This window comes from Kitasatospora sp. MBT66, from assembly GCF_000710405.2.
Taxonomy (GTDB): domain Bacteria; phylum Actinomycetota; class Actinomycetes; order Streptomycetales; family Streptomycetaceae; genus Kitasatospora; species Kitasatospora purpeofusca.
In genome coordinates this window covers 6,418-12,433 of the sequence record NZ_JAIY01000028.1, presented here as the reverse complement: position 1 = coordinate 12,433, position 6,016 = coordinate 6,418, and the positions used below count along the sequence as shown (strand labels likewise).

The window sequence follows — 6,016 nt, the reverse complement described above, 5'->3', positions numbered from 1 at the left end:
AGGGTTCTGATGTCCCTCCCCGTCGTGAAGCGTGCCCGCCACGCGAAGTCGCTGATCGACCGCGACTTCGACCGGCTCAACCTGGTCGACCGCTATGCGCGCGGCGCACACCGCGCGCCGTGGATGCCGGCCAAGGCCAACGCGGAGTTCAAGGACTTGGTCAAGCGGAGCATCGTCAACGTCTCCTCCCTCGCGGTGGAGGCCCCGTTGAACGCTCTGCGGGTGCAGGGCTTCCGCAAGCCCGGCTCCGGTGAGAACGCCTACGAGTGGCGGTACTGGCAGAAGAACCGGCTGGACGAGCGGCAGAACGCCGTCCACCGCGCCGCGCTCACCAGCGGGGCCGCGTACGTCGTGGTCACCCCCGACCCGCGCAAGGGCCGCCGCGAGCCGCTGATCCGCGCCTACGACGCGATCAGCACGGTTGCCGTCTACGCCGATCCGGCGTGGGATGAGCACCCGCTGTTCGCGCTGCACGTGCCCGAGCAGCAGCCGGACGAGGACCGCACGGTGGGCTTCCTGTGGGACGACGTGGCGAAGTACACCGTCGACCTGGACGCCGAGCCCGAGTCCGCGGTGCTGGCCTCCGAGCCGCACGGCATGGGCGTGTGCCCGGTGGTGCGGTTCTCTCCGGCGGTGGACCTTCGGGGTCGCAGCCGGAGCCTGGTCGAGCCGCTGATCATCCCGCAGGACCGTCTCAACCAGCAGACGCTGTCCCTGCTGCTCACCGAGCACTGGGGCGCGCACGCGATCCGCTGGGCCTCTGGCCTGGCCCCCTCCGAGCGCCTGGACCCCGAGACCGGTGACCCGGTGCGCGACCCGGAGACCGGCGAACCGGTCTACGACGTGCCCTCGTTGGACCCGTCCACGCTGCTGATGGCGCCCAACTCGGACGCCCGGTTCGGGCAGCTCCCGACCATGCCCACCGGTGACCTGCTGGCCTCCCGCCGTCAGACCATCGAAGAGATCATGGGCCTGGCCGACGTGCCGCCGCACTACCTCGCAGGGTCGAACCTGGTGAACCTGAGCGCGGACGCCTTGGCCGCCGCCGAGACCTCGTTCAAGCGGTTCTTGTCCACCCTCCAGGACTCGCTGGGCGAGTCGTGGGAGTCGGTGTTCCGGCTGTGTGCCCTGGTGGCCGGCCGGGGCGAGATCGAGCAGGACGAGAGCCAGGTCGAGTGGGCCGAGAAGGCAACCCGATCGCTGGCCCAGGCCGCCGACGCGATGGTCAAGCTCATGCAGCAGGGCGTCCCGCTCTCCGTCGCGCTGCGGAAGGTGCCGGGCTTCAGCCAGGCCGACATAGACGAGGCGGTCAAGGCCGCCGAGGAAGCCGCCCGCAAGGCGGAGGCCGCCGAAGCCGAGGCACTGAAGCAGCAGAAGGAGGCGACGGCCGGTGGTGTGGACTCCAAGAACCGCCGAGATCCTGCGGGCGGTGGCCGCGTACCAGCTCGCGCAGGAAGCGCTGGCCGCTGAGTTCGCCGCCCGCTGGGCCGAGGCCCTGGCCGCCGTCGAGGCCCGCGAGATCGCCGGTTCGCTGACCGAGCTGGAGACCGCCTACGGGGCCGCAATCCGGCAGTCCGCGGTGGCCTCCTACGCGCTGTCGGTGGCCTTCTACCGGCTGGTGCGCGCGCTGGAGACCGGCCGCGTGATCGGCGGCCCCGGCTACCGCACGGGTGCCTCGCTCGGCTCCCTGTGGGCCGACTTCAACCGTGCCACGGGCAAGCGGACCGGCTCCGGATCGTACACGCCTCTGCCTGTGGACACCCGCAACCCCTTCCCCGCCGAAGACCTGGAGCGCGAGGCCCGCAGGGCTGAAGAAACGTTCCGCCACCAGGTCGCCGACCGGGTCGAGAAGCACGAGCGCGAGCGCCCGGCCCGGGAGGGCTCGGCCGCGCTGGACGACGCCGAGCTGATCGCCTGGGAGAAGGAGTTCCTGGAGTCGCTGAAGACCGGCGGCAGCGGGGCGGGCGGGATGCTCGTCCAGGACGGCGGCCGGGACGCGATCCACACCGCGCTCCAGGACGACCCTGGGGCGATCGGCTACTACCGCGCCACCGACGCGCACCCCTGCTACTTCTGCGCGCTGATGGCCGGCCGAGGCGCGGTCTACAAGTCCAAGCGCACCGCCGCGTTCGGTGCTCACCCGCACTGCCACTGCCAGGCCGTCCCCATCTTCTCCCGCCGCTACCAACTCCCCGCCGCCAACGACAAGTTCGCCCGGATGTGGCGCGACTTCGGGGGCGGGTCGCTGGCCGACTGGCGCACCCACTACCGCACGACCACGAAGACCTAGGAGAGAGCTTGACCGAGCAGGCCCCGACGCCCGAGACCCCCACCCCGGCCGAGGCGATCCCCGGCGGCGTCGTGAACCCGGCCACCCCGCCGGCCACCACCGAGGCCCCGGCCCCGGCACCGCAGGTCGAGGAGGGCACCGCCCCGAAGCCGGTGGAGCCGGACTACCGCGCGCTCTACGAGAAGATGCAGGCCGACCTGGACGCCACCCGCGAGCGCTCCACCGAGGCCGGGGTCGAGGCGGACGAGCTGCGTGCGCAGGTCGCCCAGCTCCAGGAGCAGGGGCTTCGAGACCGGATCGCCGCCGAGTACGCCCTGCCGCCGGTCCTCGCCGCCCTGGTCCAGGGCGGCGACGAGGACACCGTCCGCAAGCACGCCGAGGCTCTGGCCGCCGTCGCCGCGCCGAAGCCGCTGCTGGGCGCGGGCGGGTTGACCCCGCACTCCGAGCCCGATCCGTACAAGGGCCTCGCCGAGAAGCTGCGCCAGCGCCGCTACGGCATCTGACCCGCCCACTCCTTCCCACCGCCCCTGAGACCGCCCTGCCCCGGGGCGGTCCGCCGTCACCCCGAGGAACAGCGCTATCAGCACCAACCCCGCACGTGCCAACGCCTTCCAGAACCCGGACAAGCTCGTCGCTCAGGCCGTCGCCAACCTGAAGGACTCCGTGGTCCTGGCGGGCATGTTCGACCGCCGCGCCGCGTCCGAGTTCGTCAACGCCACCGGCCAGGTCATCAACATCCGCCGCCCCGGCCGCCTCAAGGGCGCGGAGGAGGCGATCGACGCCAAGCGCAAGTTCAACGACACCTCCACCTGGATTCAGTCGGAGAACCTGAACGAGGGCCTGCTGACCGTCAAGCTCGACACCCACGCCTACAGCGCGGTCGACCTGTCCGACGCGGAACTCTCGCTCGACCTCCTGAGCTTCGGCGAGCAGGTCATGGTGCCGCAGGTCGACTCCATCACCGAGCGCCTGGAGAACAAGGTCGCCACCGCGATGACCGAGTTCCCCGAGGTCGCCGCCTCCGCGAAGATCCCGGTCGACCTGACCAAGGCCACCTCCGACGAGGCGGCCGGCCAGATGATCCGCAAGGCCCTCGCCCGTCTGCGCGTCCAGCTCAACCGGGAGAACGTCCCCGCCGAGGGCCGCGCCGTCGTGCTCGGCTCCGAGGCCGCGTTCTACCTGCTGAACTCGCCGAACGTGCTGTCCGCGTCCGAGCACGCCGACGGGGGCGCGGCCCTGAAGGAGTCCAGCCTCGGGCGCATCCACGGCTTCCGCCTGGTCGAGTCGACCAACGACAAGCTCAACCCGCTGGGCGTCTACGCCTTCCACCGCTCCGCCATCCAGCTCGTCTCCGGCGCACCGTCGGTCCCGGAGTCTGCCAAGGGCGGCCGGCAGAACGCCGACGGCTTCGCGCTGCGCTGGATCAAGGACTACAACTCCGGTGCCGCGATGGAGCGTTCCTTCCTCTCCTCCTACTGGGGTGCGACCCTGGTCACCGACCTCAAGCGCGGTGAGACCGACTGGTCCAAGCCTGCCAACCTGGTCAAGGTGCGCGGTGTGAAGGTCACCTTCACCGGCGAGCCGAAGCTCGTCCTCGCCGCGTGAGCGGTGCCGGGCTGACGGTCGACGCGCTGTTCGCCCGGCTCGGTCGGCCCGCGCCTGAGCCGGGTACGCCGGACTGGGCGCGGGCGTCCGCCGCGATCGAAGACGCCTTCTGGGTCATCGCCGCCACCGGCCACCCCGCGTGGACGCCCGAGCGGCACCCCCGGGTGATCCGCACCCTGGCCCTGGCCGTCGCCGACCGAAGGTTCCGCAACCCGGAGTCCTACGTCCAGGAGCAGGCCGGAGAGGTGTCCTACCGCATGGCGGACGGCTCCCCGGTCGGCCTGGCCCTGACCCGGGGCGAGGTCGCGCTGATCGAGCGGGTGGCAGGCCGCGGTGGTCTGAAGTCCGTGCAGGGGCAGCGCTCCGTGCTGTCCCGGGGGCTTCGCACCGGCTACCCCTTCCCGGACCCCGAAGACTCCTGGGGGCCGGTGTGAGCCTGCTGGAACGCGGCCGGACCCGGGTCACCGTCCACACCGTCCGGTACGTCGATGACGGCTACGGCGACCGTCGGCCGGCACCCGGGCCGAGCACCACCTACTCGGCCTGGGTCGCCCCGGTCGGCGACGCCGCAGGCTGGCGCGCCCCCGTGGGCGCTCAGGTCGGCTGGTCGCCGCCCGTGCGCCGCAAGGTCGTCTTCCCGCCGGACGTCGTGGTCGACAAGTGGTCCTCCCTCGCCTTCGAGGACGACGGCGACCCCGGCACGCACTGGGCGGTGGTCGACGCCCCCCGCTCCCACCACGGCGCTTCCGACCGGATGCGCTTCGTCACCGTGATCGTGGAAGGGGGTGGCCAGAGTGGCGGAACTCCGTCCTGACCTGGACGCCGTGATCGCCGGGCTCCCCGGCGTCATGGGCGCCCTCAAGCTGGAGGCCGAGGAGCGCAAGGCCCGCGTGGTGGCGAAGGCCGCGCTGCACATCGACACCGGCCAGTTCATCGCCGGACTGAAGGTGAAGCGGCACGCCAAGGGCTACGCGATCCTCAACGAGGACCCGCTCTCCGCTCACAAGAACTGGGGCGGCTACAACCACCGCGCGAACAGGTACGTGGACGGCATCCACGCGATGGAGGCCGCCCTGTGGTGACCCGCGAGCCCTACCTGATGCCCGACTCAGAGCGCATCGTCCTGGAAGCCCTGCGCACCGTCCTGCCGGAGCACCGCTGCGCGGTCTACCTGCCCACCGACTGGCAGCTCTCGCTGCGCAAGTCCGGCGGCCTGGTGATCGCCCGCAAGGTCGGCGGGGTGATGAAGGACAAGAGGTTCGTGGACGAGGGCATGTTCGTCGTCCAGACCTACGCCACCAGCCGCGCCGACGCCTCCCTGCTCGCCCGCCGGGCCCGTGCCGGCCTGGTCCGCCTGACCTTCGAGCAGTGGGGCAACACCGATGGTCACCTCTCCCGCTTCCGCGAGGCGACGGGGCCGTTCATGACGACCGACCCGATGACCGAGGCCCAGACGGATTTCTTCCGCTTCTCGGGCAACTACATGATCACTACGAGGCCCCGCTGAGGGCCGGAACGGAAGCAGCATCGCTGACGACCCCTCGGTCCTGGTACCGGGCACCGGATACATCTACGTCGCCCCGCCCGGCACCGCACTGCCGGACCTGAGCAAGGGCTTCGACCCGAAGGACTCCACCAAGTGGGGCCCCGAGGGCCTGACTTGGAAGTCGATCGGGAACACGAGCCTGGACAACGGGATCGAAATGTCGGTCGACGGCGACGAGCCCGAGGTACTGGGCAGTTGGCAGAACAAGAGCCTGAAGACGACCGACCCCGGCAAGACCTACGCCGTGACGATCAACCTGTCCGACTTCACCGCCGAGTCGTACAAGCTGTACTACGGCACCGACAAGGGCCTGGACGCCAAGGGTCTGTTCTCGATCCCGACGGCCCCGTCCGCGCAGAACCGGGCGCTGATGGTCGCGGCCGTTGACGGCTCGAAGGCCGTGGTCTGGCACTACCCGAAGACCAGCATCATCGGGGCGGACTCGGTGACCATGGACCCGTCCGCGCTCGGCGAGATGCCGGTCAAGGCCACCGTCGTGGCCCTCAACCAGTCGACGCCGCTCGGCTCCGTCACCCCTGTGTTCGACCTGGCCACCGGCCTTAAGAAGTCATCTC

At 71.0% G+C, this 6,016-nt stretch carries 8 protein-coding genes and 1 pseudogene; all 9 read left to right on the top strand.

Translation table 11 applies throughout. From position 1 onward, the window contains the following. Positions 1–1,470, top strand: a 1,470-nt coding sequence (locus BI06_RS45180) for a phage portal protein (protein WP_206743658.1), incomplete at its 5' end; no start/stop codon positions are given. Further along, positions 1,430–2,290 carry a hypothetical protein gene (locus BI06_RS45175; protein ID WP_051743090.1) on the top strand — a complete coding sequence of 287 codons (861 nt, stop codon included), beginning with the start codon at positions 1,430–1,432 and terminating at the stop codon, positions 2,288–2,290. The genes BI06_RS45180 and BI06_RS45175, both read left to right, overlap by 41 nt. A gap of 8 nt (positions 2,291–2,298) precedes the next feature. Then, positions 2,299–2,793, top strand: a complete 495-nt coding sequence (locus BI06_RS45170) for a hypothetical protein (RefSeq protein WP_043479049.1) — start codon at positions 2,299–2,301, stop codon at positions 2,791–2,793. 76 nt (positions 2,794–2,869) lie between these two features. Beyond that, on the top strand, positions 2,870–3,895 hold the full coding sequence (locus tag BI06_RS45165; RefSeq protein WP_082559116.1) for a P22 phage major capsid protein family protein: 1,026 nt from the start codon (positions 2,870–2,872) through the stop codon (positions 3,893–3,895). Beyond that, complete coding sequence (locus BI06_RS45160; RefSeq protein ID WP_051743088.1) at positions 3,892–4,329, top strand: hypothetical protein; 438 nt, start codon at positions 3,892–3,894, stop codon at positions 4,327–4,329. The genes BI06_RS45165 and BI06_RS45160 overlap by 4 nt, the downstream gene beginning before the upstream one ends. Then, entirely contained in the window at positions 4,326–4,709 is a 384-nt protein-coding gene (locus BI06_RS45155) for a hypothetical protein (RefSeq protein WP_043479046.1), read from the top strand. The genes BI06_RS45160 and BI06_RS45155 overlap by 4 nt, the downstream gene beginning before the upstream one ends. Continuing rightward, positions 4,690–4,977 (top strand): DUF5403 family protein, encoded by a 288-nt coding sequence (locus tag BI06_RS45150; protein ID WP_043479043.1) that lies wholly within the window; start codon positions 4,690–4,692, stop codon positions 4,975–4,977. Before BI06_RS45155 ends, BI06_RS45150 begins: the two co-directional genes overlap by 20 nt. Next, positions 4,974–5,402, top strand: a complete 429-nt coding sequence (locus tag BI06_RS45145; protein WP_158516559.1) for a hypothetical protein — start codon at positions 4,974–4,976, stop codon at positions 5,400–5,402. Before BI06_RS45150 ends, BI06_RS45145 begins: the two co-directional genes overlap by 4 nt. A 196-nt stretch (positions 5,403–5,598) precedes the next feature. Continuing rightward, positions 5,599–6,016 (top strand): annotated as a pseudogene (locus BI06_RS52180) (hypothetical protein); the annotation flags it as partial.